Origin of the sequence: Bradyrhizobium sp. CB1015 (assembly GCF_025200925.1) — a bacterium.
Lineage (GTDB): Bacteria > Pseudomonadota > Alphaproteobacteria > Rhizobiales > Xanthobacteraceae > Bradyrhizobium.
This window is the reverse complement of sequence record NZ_CP104174.1, coordinates 8,106,258-8,129,466: the sequence shown is the minus strand read 5'-3', so window position 1 is coordinate 8,129,466 and position 23,209 is coordinate 8,106,258. Positions and strand designations below refer to the sequence as shown.

General features: G+C 66.4%; 24 protein-coding genes and 1 tRNA gene. 17 read left to right on the top strand and 8 right to left on the bottom strand.

What is annotated here, in order from left to right:
* The first annotated feature begins 153 nt into the window (after positions 1 to 153).
* From N2604_RS38120 to N2604_RS38110, 3 genes are all read left to right on the top strand, one after another.
* Positions 154 to 567, top strand: a complete 414-nt coding sequence (locus tag N2604_RS38120) for a PAS domain S-box protein (protein ID WP_260373044.1) — start codon at positions 154 to 156, stop codon at positions 565 to 567.
* Between the two features lie 105 nt (positions 568 to 672).
* Positions 673 to 1,725 carry a hypothetical protein gene (locus tag N2604_RS38115; RefSeq protein ID WP_260373043.1) on the top strand — a complete coding sequence of 351 codons (1,053 nt, stop codon included), beginning with the start codon at positions 673 to 675 and terminating at the stop codon, positions 1,723 to 1,725.
* Between the two features lie 202 nt (positions 1,726 to 1,927).
* Positions 1,928 to 3,373: an MATE family efflux transporter gene (locus N2604_RS38110; protein WP_260373042.1), complete on the top strand. Its 1,446-nt coding sequence runs from the start codon at positions 1,928 to 1,930 to the stop codon at positions 3,371 to 3,373.
* Between the two features lie 97 nt (positions 3,374 to 3,470).
* On the opposite strand, the gene N2604_RS38105 is transcribed toward N2604_RS38110, so the two are convergent.
* From N2604_RS38105 to N2604_RS38085, 5 genes are all read right to left on the bottom strand, one after another.
* Positions 3,471 to 3,947, bottom strand: coding sequence for a hypothetical protein (locus N2604_RS38105; protein WP_260373041.1), 477 nt, complete (start codon positions 3,945 to 3,947; stop codon positions 3,471 to 3,473).
* Between the two features lie 113 nt (positions 3,948 to 4,060).
* On the bottom strand, positions 4,061 to 4,462 hold the full coding sequence (locus N2604_RS38100) for an SRPBCC family protein (RefSeq protein ID WP_260373040.1): 402 nt from the start codon (positions 4,460 to 4,462) through the stop codon (positions 4,061 to 4,063).
* 148 nt (positions 4,463 to 4,610) lie between these two features.
* Positions 4,611 to 4,970: a VOC family protein gene (locus N2604_RS38095; protein ID WP_260373039.1), complete on the bottom strand. Its 360-nt coding sequence runs from the start codon at positions 4,968 to 4,970 to the stop codon at positions 4,611 to 4,613.
* A 58-nt stretch (positions 4,971 to 5,028) separates the two neighbouring features.
* Positions 5,029 to 5,868: a helix-turn-helix domain-containing protein gene (locus tag N2604_RS38090; protein ID WP_260373038.1), complete on the bottom strand. Its 840-nt coding sequence runs from the start codon at positions 5,866 to 5,868 to the stop codon at positions 5,029 to 5,031.
* A 10-nt stretch (positions 5,869 to 5,878) separates the two neighbouring features.
* Positions 5,879 to 6,457 (bottom strand): methylated-DNA--[protein]-cysteine S-methyltransferase, encoded by a 579-nt coding sequence (locus tag N2604_RS38085; protein ID WP_260373037.1) that lies wholly within the window; start codon positions 6,455 to 6,457, stop codon positions 5,879 to 5,881.
* Positions 6,458 to 6,629: 172 nt separating this feature from the next.
* Between N2604_RS38085 and N2604_RS38080 the strand changes: the two genes are divergently transcribed.
* From N2604_RS38080 to N2604_RS38070, 3 genes are all read left to right on the top strand, one after another.
* Positions 6,630 to 6,703: transfer RNA gene (locus N2604_RS38080), tRNA-Gly, on the top strand.
* 178 nt (positions 6,704 to 6,881) lie between these two features.
* Entirely contained in the window at positions 6,882 to 7,463 is a 582-nt protein-coding gene (locus N2604_RS38075; protein ID WP_260373036.1) for a helix-turn-helix domain-containing protein, read from the top strand.
* Positions 7,464 to 7,487: 24 nt separating this feature from the next.
* Positions 7,488 to 7,961, top strand: a complete 474-nt coding sequence (locus tag N2604_RS38070) for a GNAT family N-acetyltransferase (protein ID WP_260373035.1) — start codon at positions 7,488 to 7,490, stop codon at positions 7,959 to 7,961.
* A gap of 1 nt (position 7,962) precedes the next feature.
* Here N2604_RS38070 and N2604_RS38065 read toward each other — a convergent pair whose 3' ends face one another.
* Positions 7,963 to 8,490 carry a DUF1003 domain-containing protein gene (locus N2604_RS38065; RefSeq protein ID WP_260373034.1) on the bottom strand — a complete coding sequence of 176 codons (528 nt, stop codon included), beginning with the start codon at positions 8,488 to 8,490 and terminating at the stop codon, positions 7,963 to 7,965.
* Positions 8,491 to 8,600: 110 nt separating this feature from the next.
* On the opposite strand from N2604_RS38065, the gene N2604_RS38060 reads away from it, so the two are divergent.
* The 8 genes from N2604_RS38060 (at position 8,601) to N2604_RS38025 (ending at position 17,318) form a co-directional block, all read left to right on the top strand.
* Positions 8,601 to 9,659, top strand: coding sequence for a LacI family DNA-binding transcriptional regulator (locus N2604_RS38060; protein WP_260373033.1), 1,059 nt, complete (start codon positions 8,601 to 8,603; stop codon positions 9,657 to 9,659).
* Positions 9,660 to 9,744: 85 nt separating this feature from the next.
* Positions 9,745 to 11,199, top strand: coding sequence for a xylulokinase (xylB, locus tag N2604_RS38055; RefSeq protein WP_260373032.1), 1,455 nt, complete (start codon positions 9,745 to 9,747; stop codon positions 11,197 to 11,199).
* Entirely contained in the window at positions 11,200 to 12,522 is a 1,323-nt protein-coding gene (gene xylA, locus N2604_RS38050; RefSeq protein WP_260373031.1) for a xylose isomerase, read from the top strand.
* Positions 12,523 to 12,535: 13 nt separating this feature from the next.
* Positions 12,536 to 13,294 (top strand): ATP-binding cassette domain-containing protein, encoded by a 759-nt coding sequence (locus N2604_RS38045; protein WP_260373030.1) that lies wholly within the window; start codon positions 12,536 to 12,538, stop codon positions 13,292 to 13,294.
* Complete coding sequence (locus N2604_RS38040) at positions 13,294 to 14,364, top strand: ABC transporter permease (protein ID WP_260373029.1); 1,071 nt, start codon at positions 13,294 to 13,296, stop codon at positions 14,362 to 14,364. The genes N2604_RS38045 and N2604_RS38040 overlap by 1 nt, the downstream gene beginning before the upstream one ends.
* Positions 14,365 to 14,457: 93 nt before the next feature.
* Positions 14,458 to 15,390, top strand: a complete 933-nt coding sequence (locus N2604_RS38035) for a sugar-binding protein (RefSeq protein WP_260373028.1) — start codon at positions 14,458 to 14,460, stop codon at positions 15,388 to 15,390.
* Positions 15,391 to 15,494: 104 nt separating this feature from the next.
* Positions 15,495 to 16,472, top strand: a complete 978-nt coding sequence (locus N2604_RS38030; protein WP_260373027.1) for an aldo/keto reductase — start codon at positions 15,495 to 15,497, stop codon at positions 16,470 to 16,472.
* 3 nt (positions 16,473 to 16,475) lie between these two features.
* Positions 16,476 to 17,318: an amidohydrolase gene (locus tag N2604_RS38025; RefSeq protein ID WP_260373026.1), complete on the top strand. Its 843-nt coding sequence runs from the start codon at positions 16,476 to 16,478 to the stop codon at positions 17,316 to 17,318.
* A 192-nt stretch (positions 17,319 to 17,510) separates the two neighbouring features.
* Here N2604_RS38025 and N2604_RS38020 read toward each other — a convergent pair whose 3' ends face one another.
* A complete protein-coding gene (locus tag N2604_RS38020; protein WP_260373025.1) occupies positions 17,511 to 18,740 on the bottom strand; it encodes an ABC transporter substrate-binding protein in 1,230 nt (409 codons plus the stop codon).
* Between the two features lie 115 nt (positions 18,741 to 18,855).
* Entirely contained in the window at positions 18,856 to 19,782 is a 927-nt protein-coding gene (locus N2604_RS38015; protein WP_260373024.1) for a class I SAM-dependent methyltransferase, read from the bottom strand.
* Positions 19,783 to 19,848: 66 nt separating this feature from the next.
* On the opposite strand from N2604_RS38015, the gene N2604_RS38010 reads away from it, so the two are divergent.
* The 3 genes from N2604_RS38010 to N2604_RS38000 all read left to right on the top strand — a co-directional run bounded on the left by N2604_RS38010 (position 19,849) and on the right by N2604_RS38000 (position 23,204).
* Entirely contained in the window at positions 19,849 to 20,886 is a 1,038-nt protein-coding gene (locus N2604_RS38010) for a ligase-associated DNA damage response exonuclease (protein ID WP_260373023.1), read from the top strand.
* Positions 20,883 to 22,760, top strand: coding sequence for an ATP-dependent DNA ligase (locus N2604_RS38005; protein WP_260373022.1), 1,878 nt, complete (start codon positions 20,883 to 20,885; stop codon positions 22,758 to 22,760). Before N2604_RS38010 ends, N2604_RS38005 begins: the two co-directional genes overlap by 4 nt.
* A gap of 138 nt (positions 22,761 to 22,898) precedes the next feature.
* Positions 22,899 to 23,204 carry a DUF6460 domain-containing protein gene (locus N2604_RS38000; RefSeq protein WP_172786089.1) on the top strand — a complete coding sequence of 102 codons (306 nt, stop codon included), beginning with the start codon at positions 22,899 to 22,901 and terminating at the stop codon, positions 23,202 to 23,204.
* Positions 23,205 to 23,209 lie beyond the last annotated feature (5 nt).

Sequence of the window (23,209 nt, the reverse complement as noted above, 5' to 3'; positions counted from 1 at the left end):
TGTCATGCCCCGGCTTGACCGGGGCATCCAGTACGCCGCGGCCTCCGGATTTGACCACTTCCGCTTCGGAGTACTGGATCGCCCGATCAAGTCGGGCGATGACACCGAATGTGTGTCTCGATGCTCGAAACCAGCTACATGCGAGGTGGCGACATGACCGATCCGCTCCTACTCGACGCACAGATCATCAACGACGTCGCGGACGCGCTGATCTGTTCCGATCGCTCCGGCACGATCACGCGCTGGAATCGCGCATCGACCGCCCTGTTCGGCTTCACTGCCGACGAAGCGCTCGGCCAGAATCTCGATCTGATCATTCCCGAACATCTGCGCGCCGCGCACTGGAAAGGTTTCGACGCCGCGCTCGCCAGCGGCACCATGAGGCTTGCGGGCAAGCCGACGCTGACCCGCGCGCTGCACAAGAGCGGGCGCAAGCTCTACATCGAGATGACGTTCGCACTGGTGCGGGACAAAGATGGCGCCGTGCAGGGATCGGTGGCGATGGCGCGCGACGTCACGGAGCGCGTCGAGCGCGAACGGGCGGCCAAGGCGGCGAAAAATTCGTGATGCGGAATTGACGGAAAGCCGTGCAGGGAGGCCTGCACGCGCGTCAGGTTGCCTGTCACCGGTTGCGGTGACACACTCGATCAAAACAACGATCGGGGAGCGAACATGAGCGCCGCACCAGACCTCGCGCAGGAAGCGCAATGGAAGCGCTGGCGCGCGGTCGCCGATCTCTATCACGCCTATTTCACCGGGCTGATCCTCACAATGGTCACGCGCCGCGGCACGGCGGATGCCGCAGAATTCGTCTTCCACGTGTTCCGCCGCCAGCAGCAGGAGCGCTTCCTGCCGGGGCTCAAAAAGCTCGGGATCGACCATCTGCCGCCGGCGGTCGCGGCCGCGCAATACCACTATCTCTCCAACTGGATCGGCGGCGTGCACGTCGAATACATGTATGAGAGCGACACCAAGGCCTGGATCCGCTATCCGCCGCCGCGCTGGATCTGGAAGGGCACCGCGATCTGCGGCGTGCCGGGCGAAGTTTCCCGCGCAATGCTGCGCGGCTGGCACGCCAACAACGGCGTTGCGCTCGGCGATCTCAGGCTCGGCTTCGTCTGCACCAAGCAGAGCGTGGACGGCCAGGACGGGCTCGAAGGCTACTATCATCAATACGACCATCCGCTCGAGCGCGACCAGCGCCTCGTGTTCGCGCGGCACCTGGAAGCGCCTTTGTTCGATGCGAAGACGGCGCCCGCATTGCCGGTCGCGAGCTGGCCAAAGCCGCGGTTGGAAAAGGCCTATCGCAATTACGCGATGGAATATGTCCGCACCGCCGCGCCCGTGATGGTGCAGCTGTTCGGCCCGGAGGATGCCGGCTATCTGCTGCACCTCACCGGCAAGCTGATCGGCATGCAATATTTCGACGAGGTTGCCGCAGCGCTGGCGGTGACCCGCGGCGGCGCGCGAGAGTTCGCATCGTTCCTGAGCGCGCTGCTCGCCGCGCAGGACGATGCGGCCGAGATGACGCAATCGGAAGGCACGTTCGAGATCCGCCAGCAGAGCTGGAAGCTGATGGACGACGTCGCCGACTATCATCGCGCCTGCGCCAAGGTGCTGGAGGGATTGTTCGAGGGTCTCGCCGCAGGTTGCGGCCGGCATATCGGCGTGCAGATGCGCACCGCTGAAGGCGACCGGCCGCCGCTGGTGTGGACGATCGAGTAATTCCACCGCTTGAAATGCGCTGCCGCAGGGCACGCCTGCGCCAGGCGCAGGCGGAATCGGCGCGCTCCGTGCTAACACGCCTTTGCCGCGCCTTTCGCGCGAACGAAGTCATTGGCACACACGAAGTCATTGGCACACACGAAGTCATTGGCACACCAAGTAATTGCCGCGCCGCAAACGGCGGCTGCGCCCGGGAGAGGACATGTCCGACATCGCCGAAATCCCGGTCGATGAGCAAGAGCGCCCGCTGCCGCCGCCTCCGCCGCCGATCAGGAGCGCGCTGACCGACGGGCCGATCCTGCGCACGCTGCTCTCGCTCGCCTGGCCGAACGTGATCGGCCTGTCGGCCGGCATTTGCGTCGTCATCGCCGAGACCTCCTATGTCGGCCGGCTCGGCGTCGAGGCGCTGGCGGCGATGGCGCTGGTGTTTCCGACCATCATTCTGACCATGACGATGTCCGGCGGCGCCATGGGCGGCGCGGTGGCCTCGGCCATCGCGCGTGCGCTCGGCGCCGGGAAGCGCGAGCGCGCCGGCGCATTGGCCGTGCACGCGATGCTGATCGGCATCAGCTTCGGCCTCGTCTTCATGCTGGGCATGCTGATCTTCGGGCCGAGATTGCTCGAGATGCTCGGCGGCCGCGACGATGTGCTGACGCATGCGATCGCCTATACGCAGGTGTTCTTCGGCGGCGCCGTGCTGCCCTGGCTGCTCAACACCATGGCCGGCATCCTGCGCGGCACCGGCAACATGAAGCTGCCATCGTTCCTGATCCTCAACTCCGCGGCCTGGCAGATCGTGCTCGGCGGCACGCTCGGCCTCGGGCTCGGCCCGGTGCCGCAGCTCGGCATGCGCGGCGTCGCCGCCGGCGCGCTGATCGCCTACACCATGAACATCGGCATCATGAGCTGGTACCTGTTCTCGGGCCGCGCGCGGATCACGCTGAAGCTGCGCGGCCTGCGCATCCAATGGGCGATGTTCTTCGACATCCTGAAGGTCGGCGCCATCGCCTGCTTCTCGCCGCTGCAATCGGTGCTGACGATCTCGATCTTCACCCACATGCTGGCGCAATTCGGCACCGCGATCCTGGCCGGCTACGGCGTCGGCGCGCGGCTGGAATTCCTGCTGACCTCGATCGCATTCTCGTTCGGCATCGCCTGCGTGCCGATGGTGGGGATGGCGATCGGTGCAGGCAACATCGCGCGCGCCCGGCGCGTCACCTGGATCGCCAGTGCTGCCGCCTTTGTCGCCGTGGGCGCGCCCGCATGCATCGTGGCGATGTTCCCCGATCTCTGGATCAACATCTTCACCGACAGCGCGGCCGTGCGTGCCGCGAGCCATCAATATCTCTCGACGGTCGGACCGTTCTACGCGTTCTTCGGCCTTGCCACGACGATGTATTTCTCATCGCAAGGCGCCGCCAAGGTGATCGGGCCGGTGCTGGCGCAGACGGCGCGGCTGATCTACATCTCGGCGGTCGGCTGGTGGTTGACCACCCACGAGGCCACCGCGCAGAGCTTTTTCTGGCTGGCTGCGAGCTCGATGGTCGTGCTCGGCCTGCTCTCATGCTCCAGCGTCGTGCTGACGCGCTGGGGACCGCGCGGCAGCAGGACTGCGATCAGGCCGGCTCTGTCCGGCGCCGCCGACTAAAGCGCGATCCGATTAGGATGCATCGTCATCGCGCTTTAGTTTGTTGTTTAAGCATGATCTTTCCGGAAAACCGCTGCGCACTTTTCCGGATCATGCTCTAGCGATGCTTGTGGCGGCGATGGCCGCTGCCGCCGACATTGGCGAGCCGCATCAATTGCGGGATCATCGCCATCATGTCGCCGCCACCGGCGCCGCCGATCATGCCCATGATGTCGCCGCCGCCCATGCTGCCGATCCCGACCGGCATCGTGCCGCCGCCCATCGGCGCGTAGCCATAGTTCGGCGCACCGAATCCGCCGCCGAAACTGCCGCCGCCCATCATCCCGCCAAGCCCGCCGCCGCCGTTCTCCATCATGCGGCTCATCATCGGGCCCATGGTCTGCATCAGCATGGCGAAGCGGCGCTTGCCCATCTTCGCCTTCATCATCTCCAGCATCGGCGCCATCTGGGTCATCATGTCCTCGCCGCCGGCTCCTCCGCCGCCGAGGAATTGCGCCTTTGCAGGCCCGCTCCAGATCGAAAACAGCAGCAGCGCCGCGGCTGCCTGGCAGATCACCTTGTCCGCACCTCTCATGGCATGCTCCTCGCGTGCGCGGCGCCGCCGGGAGAGCAGAGCCGACCGGACGCACGCGGGCATGGTTACGGCCGGCGAGGATGCGCTTCTGTGAGAAAACTCACAGTGAAGGATCAGCCTGCCGCGGGCGGAAAAGCCTTGTGCATGGCGACCACCGCCTCCTTGGTTTGCCCCTGAACGTAAGGCGCTAGCTCGTTCGGCAGCATGTCGATGATCCAGACGAGGCGACAGCTCGTCTCACCCTCGGCAATGACCTGCACCGAGGCGCTGTAATGCCTCAGCCGCTCGTTGTTGATGGCATAGACGAGGCGCCGCCGCGCATCGTCGCAATCGACCAGCACCTCGCGCGCCACCGAGCCGTTGGCGAAGGTGACGATGCGCGCATCGCTGTCGAGCGTGCAGGCGGTGACGAAGCCCGGCACCAGCCGCCGATGCAGCGCGCCGAAATCGCGCACCGCATCCCAGACGTCGCGCGCGGAGGCGGGGAGGGAGATGTCGTTGTGGATGGAGGCCATGAATATTCCCCTTGTTGAGTCATTCCCGGGCGGCTCGAAGAGCCGAACCCGGAATCTCGAGATTCCCCGGTGCGCAATTGCGCACCTGAGGTCTGGTGCTACGCACCATCCCGGAATGACGGCATTTGTGCTGCGATCGCTTGCGCCTCTACGGACAAACCGCCTCGACATTGTTACCGTCGGGATCGATCAGAAACGCCGCGTAATAGGTCGGGCTGTAATCCCTACGCGGCCCGGCGCCGCCATTGTCGCGGCCGCCGCTTCGGAGGCCCTCGCTGTGAAACGCCTTGACCGCATCATGATCCCCGGCGCGGAAGGCGATGTGGACGCCGTCGGCCTTGCGGCCCTCGTTCAGGTGCAGCCACAGCGCCGGCTCGCCCTTCGGTCCGAAGCCGGCATAACCGTCGCCGCTCGAGCACAGGACAAAGCCGAGTGGCGCCAGCACCGCGGTGTAGAAGCGCGTGGCGGCGTCGAGGTCGGCAACGCGTAATCCGATGTGGTCGTACATGTTCGTCTCCATTGCGAAAAAGCGTGCCGCGAATGGCACGCGCCGGAGACGACCCTAGTCAGTTGAGGGCAAGCTGCTCTTGGAGAATCTTGCGCTGCCCCTTCGATGCCTGGCGGAACTTGGTCGGCGACACGCCGGCCGCGCGATGGAAGGTACGGACGAAATTGGAGAGGTCGCCGAAGCCGACGTCATAGGCGATGTCGGTGACGGCGATGTCGTCGTCGGCAAGCCTGCGCGCGGCGTGCCGCAGCCGCGAACGCACGAGATATTGATGCGGGGTGACGCCGAGCACGCTCGAGAACAGCCGCAGGAAATGGAACGGGCTGAGGCCCGCCTGCTTGGCTGCCCGCTCGAGGTCGAGCTCGGCATGCGAGTTGTCGTCGATCCACAGCGCGGCCTCCACCGCGCGGCGTCGGTCGCGTGCGGTGGGGGTGGCCGGCTTGCGCGCTTTGCCCGAGACGGCGTCGACAAAACGGCCGGCCAGGATCTGGCCGATCTCGTCGAGGCCGAGATCGCTGTTGCCATCTGCTGCCGTCTGAGCGAGCTCGCCCAGCACCATCAGCTCGGGCAGCGGCGGCGTTGCGCCGATTTGCCAGATCTCGCGCCGCCCACCGAGGGCGTCGACCAGGTCCTCGCTGAAGAAGAAGCCGAGGCAGACGTCGCCGGACACGTGCTCATGCGTGCAGGTATATTCCTCGCCGGGGGCGCCGATCAGCATCGAGCCCGCCACCAGCTCGAAGAAGCCGGCGCGGCAATGGCAGCCGAAGCTGCCGGAGCGGACATAGGCAATGGAATGGCCGGTGCGGCATTCCGCGAACGGCGTATCGTCCGGTCCCGCATCGCAGCGAAACTCGGAAACACTTATCGATGGCGTCGTCAGCAGCGTGGTGGCGTGCATGCCGCCTTATCTAGGTGGAGGGTCTCGGCGGGGCAACGGGCAGCAGCACCTCGAACAAGGTCTTGCTGGCGATGGGATGGGCGCCTTCGAGCGCCAGCAGCCGTCGCTTGGAGATCACGCCGCCATAGGGCGAGAGCCGGTCGGTGTAATTGCCTGTTTCCAGCACCCGGTGGCAGGGCACGATCAGCATGAAGGGATTTTTCGCGATCGCCTGCGCCACCGAATACGAAGCGCCGGAGGCACCCAGCGCCCGGGCGACCTCCTGATAAGTGCGCGTCTCCCCGCGCGGAATGCTGCAGGCGTATTCGTAGACGCGCCGGTTGAAGCCGGGTACCCCTCCGGCGTCCAGGCTGACCTCGGAAAAATCGGGATCGTGACCTTGCAGCAGGCCCGTGATGCCCTCGATCGCAAGCTCGGCGTTCTCGGACTGGCGCTGCTCCCGCGCCTCGGGATGGACCTGGAAAATCCGGCGGCGGGTATCGATTTCCCGCGCCTCCGGCAATTGCACGGCGACCACGCCGGTGCCGCTCCAGATGATGCCGCAACGGCCGATGGCCGTGTCGAATATCGCGTAAGCCCGCCCCACCATGCACACGCCCCACTCAGTGCACGTTTCTCCCCGAAGCGGCGATCATAACACCGCCACAATCCGGCGCACCTGGAATCTTATCAGGACGTTAACAACCGCCCGGCCGGCCGCGCCAAACCGCTTGGCGGCAGGCGCCGTCTCGGCTAATCAGGAGGGGCGCAAAGCACGCATCGCGGGCGTAGTTCAATGGTAGAACGGCAGCTTCCCAAGCTGCATACGAGGGTTCGATTCCCTTCGCCCGCTCCAAGTTTTCCCGATCGCATTTCGGTTTGAACAGATAGCGCGCTCGCGCGCCGCACAAAGATTCCAATATATTAGCCTCTCACCTCCGGCACGGATCGCTTCCCCGGCCTAAGCTTCTGTCGCCCGGCGGATACGGTCCTGGTGACGGGTTGAGCTCGGATGAAGGCCAAGGCCAACAACAATGGACCAACAGAAACTCGACCGCGCCATCGGTCGGCGCCTGAAGACGCTGCGGACGCAGGCGGGCATGACGTTGAACGAGCTTGCTGGCCGCTCCGGGGTCAGCCGGGCCATGATCGGGCGGGTGGAGCGGGCGCAGAGCAGTGCGACGGCGGCGCTGCTCAACAAGCTCTGCGCCGCGCTCGACGTCACGCTCAGCGATGTCGTCGCGCTCACCGAGAAGCCGCCGGAGCGCCTGGTGCGGCTTGCCGACCAGCCGCTCTGGCGCGACCCCGACAGCGGCTATCGCCGGCGGCACGCCTCGCCGCCGGATGCGGCCAGCGGCATCGAGATCATCGTCGTCGACCTGCCGGCCGGCGCCCGCGTCTCCTACAGCCCGTGGGGCCGCAACGCCTTCACCCAGCAGCTCCTGATGCTGGAGGGCGCGATCGCCGTGCATATCGATACCAAGGCGGTGCGGCTGCGCGAGGGCGATTGTCTCGATTTCGACGTGATGCGCGCCGTGATCTTCGAGAACGAAACCAAGCAGGACGCGCGCTACGTCATCATCACGCGGCGCGGCGCGTCCTACGGCAAGATGTGAGGGCAAAGCGTGGAGACGAGCACGATGCAGATCCGCACCGGCGACACCTATGATCGGCGCGTCGTCGCGCTGCTCGATCATCACGTCACGGCCGCGCGGGCGCAGACGGCGCCGGGCAGCGCCCATGCGCTTGATCTGGCGGGCCTGCGTGCACCCGACGTCGCGTTCTGGACCGGCTGGGACGGCGAGACGCTGGTCGCCACCGGCGCGTTGAAGACGCTTTCGGCTGATCACGGCGAGGTCAAGTCGATGCACACGCTGCAGACCAGGCGGCGGCGCGGCTATGGCGGCCAGATGCTGCGCCACATCATCGCGGAAGCCCGCGGGCGCGGCATGACGCGGCTCAGCCTCGAGACCGGCTCGTGGGACTATTTCAAGCCGGCGCACGCGCTCTATCTGGCGCACGGTTTCGTCGCCTGCCATCCGTTCGAGGGCTATGTCGAGGATACCAACAGCCTGTTCCTGACGCTGGACCTGTTAGCGCCGGCGCACCGATAGTTCAGGAGCGCGTCTCCTCGATCTTGTCGAGCACGCGCTCGGGGGCAATGTCCCGGGCGGCTTCCTCCAGGTCGCGCTCTGCGTCCGGCTTGACGTCGAGCCGCTCGGAAATCTGGGTGAGCAGGCGGGCCATCTTGGTCAGTTCGTGCTCGGCGAGCAGGCTGATCTGAAGATCGAGATCGGCGCGCTTGTCGGCCGCCGCGGTCATGCGGTTCTGCGAGATCAGCACGAAGGTGGAGAGGAAGATCGCCTCCACCGAGGCGATCATCGCCAGCACGACGAAGCTCTCGTCCCAGGCCGGAACGCCCGGAATCCAATGCAGGTTGGCGATGATCCAGAACCCGAACACGGCAAGGTGCAGGTAGACGAAGATCATGCTGCCGGTGAAGGCCGTGATCGCGTCGGCGACCTTGTCCTGGCCGCTTGCCGCCTGCTGCTCGCGGCGCCGCCGCGCCACCAGCGCCCGAATGTTGCGCTCGAGCGTCGGGCTCAGCCCCTCGCCGGAATCATGGGTGATGTCCTTATGCACGCTCCGGCAACGGTCCGCCGGGAAAGCCGTTCCTGGAAGGGGAAGCAAAAAGACCGATCCCCTCATCAAATGAGTTGCGTACCTCAAAACACCTCTGCTAGCCTTCAGCCATGGCCGAGACCCTCACCCCGACTGCGCTGACGCTAAAGGACATCGCCCGCGAGGCCGGTGTCAGCCTCGCCACGGTCGATCGCGTGCTGCACAACAGGCCGGGGGTCCGCCCGGACACGGTCCGGCGCGTCAAGGACGCCATCGCGCGCAATTCGTTCCAGCCGCATGTGGCCGCCGCCGAGCTCGCGCGCGGCCGCGCCCGCCGCTTCGCCTTCGTGATGCCGTCGGGGCCGAACCCGTTCATGCAGCAGATCGAGGCCTATCTCGGCGAGATGGCGGCCTGGCTGTCGGCCCGCCGCCTCAATGTCGAGATGATTGCAACCGACGTGTTCGAGCCCGCCGCGCTCGCGGCTTCGCTCGAGGCGCTGTCGGGCGACTATGACGGCGTTGCCGTGGTGGCACTGGACCATCCGAGCGTCCGCGCCGCGATCAACGACCTCGTCGATGCCGGCACCAAGGTCGTGACGCTGGTCTCGGACGTGCCGTCCTCGCGCCGCCACCATTATGTCGGCATCGACAACATCGCTGCGGGCCGCACCGCCGGCGCGCTGGTCGGGCGGCTGGTCGGCCAGAGGTCCGGCAAGGTCGCGATCGTCGCGGGCTCGCAGGGCCTGCGCGACCATGCCGAGCGCATCTTCGGCTTCAACCAGGTGATGGCGAGCGAATTCCCCGATCTCAGCGTGCTGCCGGTGCTGGAAGGGCGCGATGAAGATGATCGTTCGGAGCAGCTGCTGGCGCGGCTGCTCGGCAAGCATGCCGACATTGTCGGCCTCTACAACGTCGGCGCCGGCACGCAGGGCGTCGCCAAAGCGCTGAACGACAAGGCCTCTGGCGCGGCCGGGCGCGACAAGCAGGTGGTGTTCGTCGGGCACGACGTCACCGCGCTGACGCGCCGATTGCTGCTGCAGGGCGTGATGGATGCCGCGATCTCGCAGAACCCCGGACATGAAGCGCGCGCGGCCGTCCGCGTGCTGCTCGCGCTCGCCCGGGGCGAGCCGATCTTGAGCGAACAGGAGAAGATCAGGATCGACATCGTGATGCGGGACAATCTGCCCTAGCGGCAGGTGGATTTGGCAACAGGCGGCCAGCGGGCAAAAGCGACGCAAGATCGCTCTCCCGCGGCAGGCGAAGAGGGAGGACGAATTGTATCTCGGGATCGACATCGGCACGTCCGGTGTGAAAGCGGTGCTCGTAAGCGAAGCCGGCGCGGTGACCGCGACGGCGGCGCGCGAGCTTGTGCTGTCGCACCCGGCGCCGCTGTGGTCCGAGCAGGATCCCGACGCCTGGGTCGATGCGGCCGTCGGCGCTATCGACGATCTCGCCGCACGCCATCCGCGCGAGGTTGGGCAGGTGCGCGGCATCGGGCTGTCGGGTCAGATGCATGGCGCGACGCTGCTTGGCGAGGACGGCCGCCCGCTGCGTCCGGCCATTCTCTGGAACGACGGCCGCTCGCAGGCCGAATGCGCAGCGCTGGAGCGGCGCTGTCCCTCGTTGCACGCGATCGCCGGCAATCTCGCGATGCCGGGCTTCACCGCGCCGAAGCTGCTCTGGGTGGCACGGCACGAGCCGAAGATCTTCGACCGCGTGGCAAAGGTGCTGCTGCCGAAGGCCTATGTCCGCTATCGCCTCACCGGGGAAATGGTCGAGGACATGTCGGACGCCGCCGGCACCCTGTGGCTCGACGTCGGCCTGCGCCGCTGGTCCGCGCTGCTGCTGCATGCCACCGGGCTCGATTTGCATCACATGCCGCGTCTCGTCGAGGGCAGTGCGGTGAGCGCGGTGCTCGCGCCTGAATACGCGCAGCGCTGGGGCATGGCGAAGAATATCGTGGTCGCGGGCGGCGCCGGCGACAATGCGGCCAGCGCGATCGGGCTCGGTGCCATCGCACCTAGCGATGCCTTCCTGTCGCTGGGAACGTCGGGCGTCCTGTTCCGCGTCACCGATCGCTTCGCTCCGGCGCCGGCCTCGGCCGTGCACGCCTTCTGCCACGCACTGCCCGGCCTCTGGCATCAGATGGGCGTGATGCTGTCGGCCGCGGCCTCGCTCGCCTGGCTCGCCGGGGTGATGGAGACACCGGCCGCAGCGCTCCTGGCGCCGCTCGGCGAGCGCGTCGATGCACCAAGCCCGGTCCAGTTCCTGCCGTATCTCGACGGCGAGCGCACGCCGCACAACGATGCCGCCGCCAGCGGCGCCTTCGTCGGCCTGCGCGGCGCGACCGGGCGCTCAGAGATCGTGCAGGCCGTGCTCGAAGGCGTCGCCTTTGCCGCGCGCGACAATCTGGCGGCGCTGAGCACAGCCAGCGGGCCGATCGCCGAGGTCGATCTCGTCGGCGGCGGCTCGCGCTCGCCGCTCTGGGCCCAGATCTGCGCCGACGTGCTCGGCATGCCCGTCCACCGCGTCGAGGAAGGCGAGGTCGGCGCCGCGCTCGGCGCAGCGCGGCTCGGCCGGCTCGCCGCGACCGGCGAGAACCCCGCGGACGTCTGCACGCGCCCACGGCGGCTCGCAAGCTTCACACCCCGCCCGTCCGTCGCTGCGGCCTATGACGAGGCCTATCGGCGATGGCGCGCGCTTTATCCCGCATTGAAGGAGTCTTCTTAAGTGAACGCGTCAGCCAAATTCTTCGATGCAAGTGCACCCGTCGCCTTCGGCGGCAAGGAGGCCGAAGGCGCGCCCGCCTTCCGCTGGTACGACAAGGACCGCCTGGTGCATGGCCGCCGGCTCGAGGATCACTTGCGCTTTGCGGTCTGTTATTGGCATTCGTTCTGCTGGCCGGGCGGCGATCCCTTCGGCGGCGAGACCTTCCTGCGGCCTTGGCACCACGGCACCGACGCAATGGCGATGGCGCGCGCCAAGGCCGATGTCGCCTTCGAGCTGTTCCGCCTGCTGGACGTCCCCTTCTTCACCTTCCACGACGTCGATGCGGCGCCGGAAGGGAGCTCGCTCGCCGAGTCCGTCGCCAACCTCAACGCCATCGCCGATCTGTTCGAGCAGAAGATGGCCACGGCAAAAGTCCGCCTGCTTTGGGGCACTGCGAACCTGTTCACGCACCGCCGCTACATGGCGGGCGCGGCCACCAATCCGGACCCTGACATCTTCACCTATGCCGCCGGCCAGGTCCGCGCCGCCCTGGAGGTGACGCACCGGCTCGGCGGTCAGAACTACGTGCTGTGGGGCGGCCGCGAGGGCTACGAGACGCTGCTCAACACCGATCTCAAGCGCGAGCTCGACCAGCTCGGCCGCTTCGTCTCGCTCGTCGTCGAGCACAAGCACAAAATAGGCTTCAAGGGCCCGCTCCTGATCGAGCCGAAGCCGAAGGAGCCGACCAAGCATCAATATGATTTCGACGTCGCCACCTGCTACGGCTTCCTCGAACGCTACGACCTGCTTAAGGACGTCAAGCTCAACATCGAGCAGAACCACGCCATCCTCGCCGGCCATTCCTTCCATCACGAGGTCGCGCTGGCCGAGGCGCTCGGCGTGTTTGGCTCGCTCGACATCAACCGCGGCGACGACCTGCTCGGCTGGGACACCGACCAGTTCGCGATGAACGTGCCGGAGCTGGCGCTGGTGTTCCACGAGATCCTGAACCGCGGCGGCTTCACCACGGGCGGGCTCAATTTCGATGCCAAGATCCGCCGCCAGTCGATCGACCCCGATGATCTCATCCATGCCCATGTCGGCTCGATGGATGCCTGTGCGCGCGCCTTCCTCGCCGCCGCCGACATGCTCGACGCCGGTACGCTCAACGCGCCGCTCGCAAAACGCTACGAGGGCTGGGCCGGCCCGGAGGGCCGCGCCATTCTCGCCGGCCAGCGTTCGCTCGCCGATCTCGCCGACCGTGCGATGTCTGCCGGCTTCGATCCGCAGCCGCGCTCCGGCCGGCAGGAATATCTGGAATCCCTGGTCAACCGCTATGTCTGAGGAAACGCCGCTGATGACGAAGGCTGACGCGACACCGGTGCTCGAGCTCACCGGCATCGGCAAGGAGTTCGGCGCGATCCGCGCGCTGCACGACGTCGACATGCAGGTCTGGCCCGGCGAGGTGGTCGGCCTGATGGGCGACAACGGCGCCGGCAAGTCGACGCTCGTGAAGATCATCGCCGGCAATTTCCGCCCCACACATGGCGAGATGCGCTTTGCCGGCAGTGCGGTGCATTTCAACCGGCCGGTCGACGCCCGCGCCGTCGGCATCGAGGTCGTCTACCAGGACCTCGCGCTCGCCGACAACCTGACGGCCGCTGCCAACGTCTTTCTCGGCCGCGAGCTGAAGCGCAGGTTCGGACCCATCGCCTTGCTCGACCACAAGGCGATGGCCTCGCGCGCGCTGGAGCTGTTCGGCGAGCTGCGCTCGGAGACGCGCCCCGACGATCTCGTCAGGCAGATGTCGGGCGGCCAGCGCCAGGCGGTCGCGATCGCGCGGACCCGGCTTTCCAATGCGCGGCTGGTGATGATGGACGAGCCGACCGCCGCGATCTCGGTGCGCCAGGTCGAGCAGGTGCTCGGCCTGATCCACCGGCTGAAGGAGCAGGGCGTCGCCGTGATGCTGATCTCGCACCGCATGCCCGACGTGTTCGCCGTGTGCGACCGCGTCGTCGTCATGCGGCGCGGCGAGAAGCGCGCCGACAAGCCGATTCACCAGACCTCCCCCGAGGAGGTCACCGCCCTCATCACCGGTGCAAAGGAGGCGGCGTGATGGCTATGCCCATGGAATCCCCGATCAGCTTCACCAATGTCGGCAAGATCAGGTGGTGGCAGCGCGGCATCTTCGCCTCGCAGACCGGCTACGTCCTGCTCGCGCTGGCGGTGCTGCTGGTGATCATGCATTTCGCCAGCCCGTACTTCTTCACCCAAGGCAACATGCAGAACGTGGCGAAGAACTTTTCCTTCATCGCCATTGCGACGCTCGGCGTCACCTTCGTGATCATCACCGGCGGCATCGACCTGTCGGTCGGCTCGATGATGTGCTTTTCCGCCATGATCACCTCGATGGTGATGACCGAGCTGTCGGCGCCGGGCTCGCCGCTGGTCCACATGGCGGCCGACGGCAGGACCGTGCTCGCCAATGTGCCCGGCCTGATCCTGCTTATCTCGATCCTCGCCGGTCTCGGCGTCGCGCTGATTGCCGGCCTCGTCAACGGCTTCTGCATCGCCGTGCTCGGCCTGTCGCCCTTCGTCACCACGCTCGGCATGCTCTCGATCGTGCGCGGGCTCGGCTATGTCGTCTCCAACGGACGCGGCAGCTTCCCGGGCGGGCCGGACGCCGATTATTTCTATGCGCTCACGTCCGGTGACGTGCTCGGGGTGCCGGCGCCGTTCATCTATCTGATGATCCTGGCGCTCACCATGGCCGTGGTGCTGCACCACACCTCGTTCGGCCGCCACGTCTTCGCGCTCGGCGGCAACGAGAAGGCGGCCGAGCTCACCGGCATTCCGGTGGTGCGGGTGAAGATCGAGGTCTACGTGATCTGCGCGCTCGCCGCGGGCCTGCAGGGCATCATCATCTCCGGCTGGCTCGGATCGGCGCCGGCCAACATGGCGACCTCCTACGAGCTCAACGTGATCGCGGCGGCCGTGATCGGCGGTGCCAATCTGGCCGGCGGCATCGGCGGCCCGCTCGGGGCCATCGTCGGCTGCGTGCTTTTGGAGGTGATCCGCAACGGGCTCGTGCTGGCCCAGGTCAGCTCGTACTGGCAGCAGACGCTGGTCGGCGTGATCATCATTCTGGCTGTGCTGGTCGACCGCATTCGCTCGCGGATGACCTGAAATGACGACATCTCGGGAAGGCAAGGAAAACGCCGCCTATCCGCTTCCCGGGGGCTTTCGAGGGGATAGGCACCAACAAGAGTGGAGGAGACAATGAGGAAACTGCTTCTTGCCGGTATCGCGGTTGCGATGATGGCGACGCCGGCATTTGCTGCGAACTACCGCTTCGTCATCGTGCCGAAGGCGATGAACAATCCGTTCTTCGACTTCTCGCGCGACGGCTGCCTGAAGCGCGCCAAGGAGCTCGGCAACATCGAGTGCATCTACAAGGGACCGGTCGAGCATGAGCCGGCGACCCAGGCCCAGATCATCCAGGACTTCATCACGCAGAAGGTCGATGGTCTCGCCATCTCCGTCGCGGACGTTGCGGCCATGACCAAGTCGATCGAGGCGGCAACCGCTGCCGGCATTCCTGTCATCACCTTCGATGCCGACGCGCCGGGCTCAAAGCGCATCGCCTATATCGGAACCAACAACAAGGAGTTCGGCCTGGCCCTCGGCAAGGAATTGCTGAAACTGCGGCCGGACGGCGGCAAATACGCGATGGTTTCTGGCGGCCCCGGTGCCAAGAACCTCGCCGAGCGCGTCGACGGCGTGCGCGAGGCGCTGAAGGGCTCGAAATGGACCGAGGTCGCGGGCTCGCCGACCTTCTGCAACGACGATCCTGCGCTCGCGGTCCAGCAGATGACGGACATGCGCACCGCAACCCCGGATCTCGCCGCCATCGTTCCGATCGGCGGCTGGCCGATGTTTGCTCCCGAAGGCTTCAAGGCCTTCGCCAGCAGGAACAAGAAGGACATCGATTCCGGCAAGTTCACGCTGGTCGTTGCCGATACGCTGAAGATGCAGCTCGAGCTGCTGCGTGACGGCTACGCCAATGCGCTGGTCGGCCAGCGTCCGTTCGAGATGGGCGAGAAGGCGATGGACACGCTGCTCGCCATCAAGAAGGGCGAGAAGGTGCCGGAGATCGTCTACACCGGCCTCGATCTCGTCACCAAGGACAACGTCGCGCAGATGTTGAAGTAGGAGCGCTGCCCAGCCCCGCGCTCCTGCATGCCTCTCCCGCTTGCGGTTTCCGCAAGCGGGAGAGATGATTTGGAATGCAAGACGATTGCTGGAAGGCGATGGGAATGAAAAGGTCGCGGCTCGGCGCTCTCGATGTCACCTCGATCGGCCTCGGTTCCGCCCCGCTCGGCGGGTTGTTCTCGCCCGTCAGCGATGCCGATGCGGAAGCGACGATTGAACGCGCCTGGTCGCTCGGCGTTCGATTCTTCGACACCGCCCCGCTCTACGGCTTCGGCCTCGCGGAGCGGCGGCTAGGCGCCTTTCTGCGGCAACAGCAGCGCGATTCCTACGTCATCTCGACCAAGGTCGGCCGCCTGCTGCGCGCACCGGACGGTGCTGCGCCGGAGGACGAGCACTACAAGGGCACGCCGCGCGAGCGGCCGGTGTTCGATTTCAGCTATGACGGCGTGATGCGGTCGGTCGAGGAGAGCCTGCAGCGCCTCGGCCTCGACCGCGTCGACGTCCTGCTCGTGCATGATCCCGACGATCATTATGACGATGCCGTCACCGGCGCCTTCCGCGCGCTCCAGCGCCTGCGCGAGGCCGGCACGGTCAAGGCGATCGGCGCCGGCATGAACCAGTCGGAGATGCCAGTTCGCTTCGCCGAGGCCGTGCCGGTCGACTGCTTCCTGCTTGCCGGCCGCTACACGCTGCTGGACCAGGGCGCGCTGGATGCGCTGTTTCCGCTCTGCCAGGCCAGAAACATCGGCATCCTGCTCGGCGGCATCTACAACAGCGGCATCCTGGCCAATCCGAGGACGAGCGCGAAGTTCAACTATCAGGATGCTGATGCGGCGCTCGTGGCACGTGCGCTGGAGCTCGACGAACTCTGCCGCAGGCACGGCACCGAGCTGAAGGCCGCCGCGCTGCAATTCTGCATGGCCCATCCGGCGGTGACGGTCGCCGTGATGGGCGCGCGCAATGCCGCCGAGGTCGCTGACAACATCGCGATGTCGGAAGCCGTGGTCCCGCCGGCGTTCTGGCAGGAGCTGCGTGCGCGGAATCTCGTCGATGCGCGCGCGCCGCTTCCCGGCGGAGCATAAGGCATGATCATCGATTCCCATCAGCATTTCTGGGATCCGGCGCGCGCCGATTATCCCTGGATGGAAGCGCCCGAGCTGGCGCCGATCCGCCGTGCCTTCGGCCCGGCCGATCTCGCGCCGCTGCTACAGGCGAACGGCATCGACGCCAGCATCGTGGTGCAATGCCGCTCCGCGCTGGAGGAGACCGAGGAGTTCCTGCGTATTGCGGCTGCGACGCCCTCTGTCGTCGGCGTGGTCGGCTGGGCCGATCTGACCGATGCTGCGCTCGACGAAACGCTCGACCGGCTGCGCGCTCTGCCTGGTGGAGCAAAGCTGGTCGGCATCCGCCACCAGGTCCACGACGAGCTTGATGCGGATTGGCTGCTGCGCGAGGACGTCCAGCGCGGCCTCACGGCGGTGTTCGCCCGCGATCTCGCTTACGATTTCCTCGTCCGCAGCCGCGAGCTGCCTGCCGCGATCGCAACCGCGCAGGCCTTTCCGCACGCGCGTTTCGTGCTCGATCACGCCGCCAAGCCGCCGATTGCCGCCGGCGGGAGCGCGGAATGGGCCGAGCGCATCGCAGCGCTGGCTGCCTGCGGCAATGTCTGGTGCAAGATCTCGGGATTGGCGACGGAAGCGGTCTGGAACGACTGGGATGCGGAACGGCTGTTTCCGTTCGTCGCGCATGCCGCAAAATGTTTCGGCGAGGACAGGCTGATCTTCGGATCTGACTGGCCCGTGTGCCTGCTTGCGGGAAGCTACGGCGAGATCAAGACCGCGCTGGAGGCCTGTCTGGCGCGGCTCGGCCCGTGTGTGCGGGACAAGGCGTTTGGCGTGAATGCAGCGCAGGCGTATCGGCTGGGTTAATTGCAGTGGATGCGCGCTCTAACCCTCTCCCCTTGTGGGAGAGGGTGGCTCGCCGCGGAGCGGCGAGACGGGTGAGGGGTCTCTCTCCGCGAGCTCGCGTGTGGATAGATACCCCTCATCCGGCGCTTCGCGCCACCTTCTCCCACAAGGGGAGAAGGAAAGAGGCGGCGGCGCCGGCCTCGCGCCCCAAGCCTACTCCGACATCGGCTTATCGGAGATGTCCCAGTCCTTCCCGGTGAAGGTGGAGATGAACAGCGTCTTCATCGGCGTGTAGTCCTCGGGCGTGTAGCTGTAGGTGACGCCGTCGAGGAAATACGGCGAGTGGAAACCATTGAGGTTCGATGCCTGCTTCAGCACGTTGGCGCGGGTGAGCTCGTCGCCGCAGCGGCGCAGGATCTCGCCCATGGTCACGGCCTGGCCGTAACCGGCGAAGGCGATGGTGTTGTCGGGATCGATCGCCGGCGTGTACTTCTTGCGCAGCTCCTCGAACGCCATCACGTTCGGGTCCTTCTCCCATTTGGGCAGGCCGACCTCCTTGTTGTAGCGGATCGCGACGATGCCGGTGGCGTTCTCGAGGCCTGCGGCATTGAGGATCGAGCGGCCGGTGGAGCCGGCAGACAGCAGCTGCAGCGGCTTCCAGCCGAGCTCGGCCACTTTCCGGATCGACTGTGACGAGGCCTTGCCGGTCGAGATGTTGTAGAACACGTCGGCCCCCGACTTCGAGAGATTGACGAGCTGGGAATCGACGGTCGGCTCGGTGAGATCATAGGTCTGCTCCATGATCACCTGCGCGGTGCCGCCGGCATCCGCCAGCACTTTCTTGAAGGGTGCAAGGAAGTCGCGGCCGAAATCGTCGTTCTGGTAGAGGATGCCGATCCTGGCGTTCGGCTTCACGCTGACGACGTGCCGTGCCAGGATGCGCGCCTCCGTCGGATAGAGCGGCAGGCCCGCCATGGTCCATTTGAACTCTTTCGGATTATTCCACTTCGACGCGCCGGTGTTGAGCAGCAGCTGAGGCACCCCCTTGGCGTTCAGGTATTTGTGCACGGCGGTCTGCGGCGCGGTGCCGAGCGAGCCGTACAGCGCGAGCACTTCCTCCTGTTCGACCAGGCGCCGCGTCGCCTCGACGCATTTCGGCGCGCTGTAGGCGTCGTCCATGGTGAGGAACTTGATCTTGCGCCCGTTGATGCCGCCCTTCTCGTTCAGCATCTGGAAATAGGCTTCGCCGACGCGACCGAGCACGCCGTAGAGCGAGCCGGGGCCGGAATGCGGCACGGTCTGACCGATCTTGATCTCGGTGTCGCTGGCGCCCGCATCGTACTTCTTCTCCGCGGCCCAGACATAGGGCGCGGGCAATGTCGATGCGGCGATGGTGGCGAGTGCGCCGGCGCCGAAATCGCGCCGCGATGGATTCTTGGTCATTGTTGTTTTCTCCCTGATGCGCGCATTGTGCTGACATCGCAGCTCGGCTCGCAAGTGGGAAGTCGCAGCTTTGCGACGCAATGACGCTCACATCGCCAGGCGTTAGCGCCTAGACTCAAGTTTTTTCGGCGACGACGACAAGGCCGCGCACCGGCTCGTTGTTCTCGTTGCGCGGCGAGGCCGGCTCGAGTGTCAGCAGCTTCAACCCCGCCTTCGCGATCGCGCCGCGCACATATTCCGCGGAATGGGCATAACGCAGGCCCTCGCCGAGCACGATGCCATCGCCCGCATGCGTCTCCAGCGTGAAGGCGAGCACGCCGCCGGATACGAGCACGCGTCTCGCTTCGCTCAGCACCGCTGCGAGATCGGAGAGATAGACGAACGCATCCGCGGCCACGACGAGGTTCGCGCTGGCATCCGGCTTGCCGCGCAGGCCCTCGATCATGTCGGCGACTTCGAGCTCGGCATAGAGGTTCGTCGCCCGCGCCTCCTTGATCATGCCGGGCGACAGATCGATGCCGGTGAAATGATCGACCTGTTTGGCGAAGGCCGCCGCCGCGAGCCCCGTGCCGCAGCCGAGATCGATGGTGCGCTTGAAGTAGGCGGGCTTCTTGGCGGCGACGCGCGCGGCCAGCACCGCCTTGAAGATCAGCGCGGGGGCGCGATAGCCGAGATCGTCGATCAGCGCGTGCTCGAAGCGCGGCGCGTATTGATCGAACAAAGCCTGCACGTAGGCCTTGGGCATCTCCGCCATCTCGGTATCGCCGAGCCGCATCAGGTGCAGGCCGGCGCCGTGCTGGTCCTCGGGGTCGCATCGCCGCGCTTCACGAAAGGCCGCGATGGCCTTGTCGCGTTCGCCGAGCTGCTGACGGATCTCGCCGAGCGTGAACCAGGCCGAGGTGAAATCAGGTGCGAGCTCGATCGCCTGCTCCAGGAGGTCCGCGGCGGCGGGCAGGTCGCCCTTGAGCTGAAGGTCGCGCGCGAACTCGAAACGGCGGTCGGCCATGAGATCGCCGGAGGTCAGGAACAGGCGGAGCGGCATTGAGGAACCAGGAGACGAAATGGGTAAGTGACTCGAAGATGTGATGGCTCGACTTATATAACAGGCATGCGCCCGCAAGACATCCTGCTGCCAAATGCTGCCGGCCTGTGCTGCAAGCCCGGCGGTTTCCATATCGACCCCGTCCGCCCCGTGGAGCGGGCCGTGATCACCCACGGCCATTCCGACCATGCCCGTGCCGGCCATGGCGCGGTGCTGGCGACGCAGGAAACGCTGGACATGATGCGGCTGCGCTATGGCGAGAACTTTGCCGGCTCGACCCAGGCGATCCGCTATGGCGAGGAGATCCGGGTCGGCGACGTCTGTGTCAAATTCCACCCCGCCGGCCATGTGCTGGGGTCGGCGCAGATCGCCGTCTCGTGCAAGGACACCTGCATCGTCGCCTCCGGCGACTACAAGGACGCGCCCGACCCGACCTGCACGCCGTTCGAGCTGGTGCGATGCGACGTCTTCATCACCGAGGCGACGTTCGGGCTGCCGGTGTTCCGGCATGGCGATGCGAGCGACGAGGTCAAGAAGCTGCTCGCGTCCGTCGCGCTGTTTCCGGAACGCGCGCATCTCGTCGGTGCCTATTCGCTCGGCAAGGCGCAGCGCGTGATCAAGCTGTTGCGGCAGGCCGGCTATGATGCGCCGATCTACCTGCATGGCGCAATGGAGACGATCACGCACTACTATCAGAGCCGCGGGATCGACCTCGGCGAGCTCAGGCCGGTGAAGGGCATGAAGAAGGCGGCGCTCGCCGGCACCATCACGTTGGCGCCGCCATCGGCCACATCCGATCTCTGGACGCGGCGCTTTCCCGATCCGGTCACCGCCTTCGCCTCGGGCTGGATGCGCGTGCGCGCCCGCGCGCGGCAGCGCGGCGTCGAGCTGCCGCTGGTGATCTCCGACCACGCCGATTGGGACGGCCTCACCGCCACCATCGCGGCGACCGGCGCCGGAGAGATCTGGGTCACCCACGGCCAGGAAGATGCGCTGGTGCATTGGTGCCGGAGCAAGGGCCTGAAGGCGCAGCCGCTCGATCTCGTCGGCTATGGCGACGAGGAGGAGAGCGAGATTCCCATTCAGGGCGAGGCCGAAGCATGAACCGCTTCGCCGAGCTGCTCGACCGCCTCGCCTATGAGCCCGGCCGCAACAACAAGCTGCGGCTGCTCACCGGTTATTTCCGCGAGGTCGGCGATCCCGACCGCGGCTATGCGCTGGCGGCGTTGACCGGCGCACTCAGCTTCAAGCACGCCAAGCCCGCGCTGATCCGGGACCTCATCGCGGCACGCACGGATGAGGTGCTGTTCGGGCTGAGCTACGATTATGTCGGCGATCTCTCCGAGACGGTGGCGCTGATGTGGCCGCGGCGCGACGCCAACAACAGCGAATCTTTTCCGGGCTACCCCTCTCCCCAGCCCTCCCCCACAAGGGGGGAGGGAGTGCAGCGGAGTGCGACGCTTTCAGCGAGAACCACAACTGGCACTGAGTCAGCGAGTGAGGGAGGCAGGGCTCTTTCCGTTCCCTCCCCCCTTGTGGGGGAGGGTCAGGGAGGGGGGTACTCCGGGCGAGATGGCAGTGAGTCCCTTCATTCACCTCGCCACAACAACCCACCCCCGCCGAGCCTCACCGAAGTCGTCACCACGCTGCGCACGCTCGGCAAGACCGAGCTGCCGAGGCAGCTCGAGCGCTGGCTCGACGAGCTCGACGAGACCGGCCGCTGGGCGCTGCTGAAGCTCGTCACCGGGAGCTTGCGGATCGGCATCTCCGCGCGCCTTGCCAAGACTGCGGCCGCAGCGCTCGGCGACAAGGACCCGCACGAGATCGAGCTGATCTGGCCGGGGCTCGTCCCGCCCTATCTCGACCTGTTCGCCTGGCTGGAGGGCCGCGGCGACAAGCCCGTCAACCGCGATCCCGCGCCGTTCCGCCCGGTGATGCTGGCGCATGCGATCGAGGACGGCGATTTCGCCGCGCTCGATCCCGCCGACTACATCGCCGAATGGAAATGGGACGGCATCCGCGTGCAGGCGGTCGCTGGCCGCGACGAGCGCGGCCATATCAATGCGCGGCTCTATTCGCGCACCGGCGAGGACATCACGGGGAGCTTTCCGGATCTCGTGCCGTCGCTGCGCCTGCCGGGCGCGATCGACGGCGAGCTCTTGATCCTGCGCGAAGGCCGGGTGCAGAGCTTCAACGTGTTGCAGCAGCGGCTCAACCGCAAGGTCGTCTCGCCGAAGCTGATCAAGGAGTTTCCGATTCACTTGCGCGCCTACGATCTGCTCGGCGACGACGAGAACGATCTGCGCGAGCTGCCTTTTGCCGAGCGGCGCGAGCGCCTGGAGAGATTCATCGCAAAGCTCGACGATCCCCGCATCGATCTGTCGCCCACCGTGGCCTTCGATAGCTGGGAGGCACTCACCGCCGCGCGCGCCGATCCCGCCAGCGCCGGCGCCGGCGAGGATGCGGACGCCATCGAGGGCGTGATGCTGAAGCGGCGCGATGCGCCTTATCTTCCGGGGCGGCCGAAGGGGCAATGGTGGAAATGGAAGCGCGACCCGCACATCATCGATGCCGTGCTGATGTATGCGCAGCGCGGCCACGGCAAGCGCTCGTCCTATTATTCCGATTACACCTTTGGCGTCTGGACCGAGACCGAGAACGGCGAGGAGCTGGTGCCGGTCGGAAAAGCCTATTTCGGCTTCACCGACGAGGAGCTCTTGCAGATCGACCGCTTCGTCCGCCGCAACACCACGGAAAAATTCGGCCCCGTGCGTCACGTCGTGCACGAGGGCGACAAGGGGCTGGTGCTGGAGGTCGCTTTCGAGGGACTGCAGCGTTCGCCCAGGCACAAATCCGGCGTCGCCATGCGTTTCCCCCGCATCAGCCGCCTGCGCTGGGACAAGCCGCCGCGGGAGGCCGACCGGCTGGAGACGCTGGAAAGGATGCTGAAGGCGGAGCCGGCGGAAATTGAGGTGTGAACTGTTGCCATGAGGGCGGTGCGCTCCCTCTCCCGCTCGCCGAATTAAACTCCCGTAACCCGATTGACGTCCGCTTGCGGGTTCCCCATGTCCCCCGCCGTGCCTATAATGGGGGCGAATCCGCTTCAGGAGTTTGCGATGGTCCAAGACGTCAGAGATTTGCCGGCCGGCCGCAGCGACGGCCTGCACCGCTTTCTCGGCGGCTCGCCGCTGACCGTCGCGTTCCGCCTGGTGCTGCTCTCGATCCTGGTCGGCGTCGTGCTGGCCACGATCGGCTTCGACCCCTGGAACATCATCCACAGCATCCGCCTGTTGTTCCAGCGTCTGTGGGATCTCGGCTTCGATGCGGTGAACTGGCTGTGGCGCTACTTCCTGCTCGGTGCGGTCATCGTGATTCCGATCTGGCTGCTGTCGCGCGTGTTCGGCGCGCCGCGCGGCCGGTAAGGATC

Bases quoted from the DNA above. Each gene is read 5' to 3' on its own strand.
- N2604_RS38120 (WP_260373044.1), top strand. From the start codon at position 154: ATGACCGATCCGCTCCTACTCGACGCACAGATCATCAACGACGTCGCG.
- N2604_RS38115 (WP_260373043.1), top strand. From the start codon at position 673: ATGAGCGCCGCACCAGACCTCGCGCAGGAAGCGCAATGGAAGCGCTGG.
- N2604_RS38110 (WP_260373042.1), top strand. From the start codon at position 1,928: ATGTCCGACATCGCCGAAATCCCGGTCGATGAGCAAGAGCGCCCGCTG.
- N2604_RS38105 (WP_260373041.1), bottom strand. From the start codon at position 3,947: ATGAGAGGTGCGGACAAGGTGATCTGCCAGGCAGCCGCGGCGCTGCTG.
- N2604_RS38100 (WP_260373040.1), bottom strand. From the start codon at position 4,462: ATGGCCTCCATCCACAACGACATCTCCCTCCCCGCCTCCGCGCGCGAC.
- N2604_RS38095 (WP_260373039.1), bottom strand. From the start codon at position 4,970: ATGTACGACCACATCGGATTACGCGTTGCCGACCTCGACGCCGCCACG.
- N2604_RS38090 (WP_260373038.1), bottom strand. From the start codon at position 5,868: ATGCACGCCACCACGCTGCTGACGACGCCATCGATAAGTGTTTCCGAG.
- N2604_RS38085 (WP_260373037.1), bottom strand. From the start codon at position 6,457: ATGGTGGGGCGGGCTTACGCGATATTCGACACGGCCATCGGCCGTTGC.
- N2604_RS38075 (WP_260373036.1), top strand. From the start codon at position 6,882: ATGGACCAACAGAAACTCGACCGCGCCATCGGTCGGCGCCTGAAGACG.
- N2604_RS38070 (WP_260373035.1), top strand. From the start codon at position 7,488: ATGCAGATCCGCACCGGCGACACCTATGATCGGCGCGTCGTCGCGCTG.
- N2604_RS38060 (WP_260373033.1), top strand. From the start codon at position 8,601: ATGGCCGAGACCCTCACCCCGACTGCGCTGACGCTAAAGGACATCGCC.
- N2604_RS38045 (WP_260373030.1), top strand. From the start codon at position 12,536: ATGACGAAGGCTGACGCGACACCGGTGCTCGAGCTCACCGGCATCGGC.
- N2604_RS38040 (WP_260373029.1), top strand. From the start codon at position 13,294: ATGGCTATGCCCATGGAATCCCCGATCAGCTTCACCAATGTCGGCAAG.
- N2604_RS38035 (WP_260373028.1), top strand. From the start codon at position 14,458: ATGAGGAAACTGCTTCTTGCCGGTATCGCGGTTGCGATGATGGCGACG.
- N2604_RS38030 (WP_260373027.1), top strand. From the start codon at position 15,495: ATGAAAAGGTCGCGGCTCGGCGCTCTCGATGTCACCTCGATCGGCCTC.
- N2604_RS38025 (WP_260373026.1), top strand. From the start codon at position 16,476: ATGATCATCGATTCCCATCAGCATTTCTGGGATCCGGCGCGCGCCGAT.
- N2604_RS38020 (WP_260373025.1), bottom strand. From the start codon at position 18,740: ATGACCAAGAATCCATCGCGGCGCGATTTCGGCGCCGGCGCACTCGCC.
- N2604_RS38015 (WP_260373024.1), bottom strand. From the start codon at position 19,782: ATGCCGCTCCGCCTGTTCCTGACCTCCGGCGATCTCATGGCCGACCGC.
- N2604_RS38010 (WP_260373023.1), top strand. From the start codon at position 19,849: ATGCGCCCGCAAGACATCCTGCTGCCAAATGCTGCCGGCCTGTGCTGC.
- N2604_RS38005 (WP_260373022.1), top strand. From the start codon at position 20,883: ATGAACCGCTTCGCCGAGCTGCTCGACCGCCTCGCCTATGAGCCCGGC.
- N2604_RS38000 (WP_172786089.1), top strand. From the start codon at position 22,899: ATGGTCCAAGACGTCAGAGATTTGCCGGCCGGCCGCAGCGACGGCCTG.